General features: G+C 41.4%; 1 pseudogene. It reads left to right on the top strand.

Going from position 1 to position 399, the window contains the following annotated elements:
* Window positions 1-274: pseudogene (locus tag JO972_RS16770) on the top strand (hypothetical protein); the annotation flags it as partial.
* Between the last annotated feature and the right edge of the window lie 125 nt (window positions 275-399).

Below are 399 nucleotides of genomic sequence, written 5' to 3'. Positions count from 1 at the left end.
TTTACGTTCGATAATAATGAAGAATATCCATAAGCAACCATTCAGACTAATTATGATTGGTATAGCGGCTATGCTTGTGCCGGTCGTGTTGTATCGTAATTCGCATACGTTTATATCGCTGATGGCACCAGGTGATGCAGTTCCTCAAGCAGCAATTGTATACTACGGTATATTTTGGATAGTATCATCGATAATTGCTCTATTGATTGGCCTTACTTTTGTTTGTATAGGTATTATTAGATGGCGTAGAGCAGGTGGTAGCACAAAGATGTAACTGAAGAATGTGATCGAACAAGGCGCTTCATCCGACGCGATACCGTTCTTTGTCCGAGGAAGTTGTAGAGCTAAAATCGTGAATGATGCGAAACTGTTTTACACGGCGCGGTTGAGCTCTACGTT

Source organism: Oceaniferula flava (assembly GCF_016811075.1).
Lineage (GTDB): Bacteria > Verrucomicrobiota > Verrucomicrobiia > Verrucomicrobiales > Akkermansiaceae > Oceaniferula > Oceaniferula flava.
The sequence above is the reverse complement of the archived record's forward strand: the minus strand, read 5'-3'. Positions and strand labels throughout refer to the sequence as shown.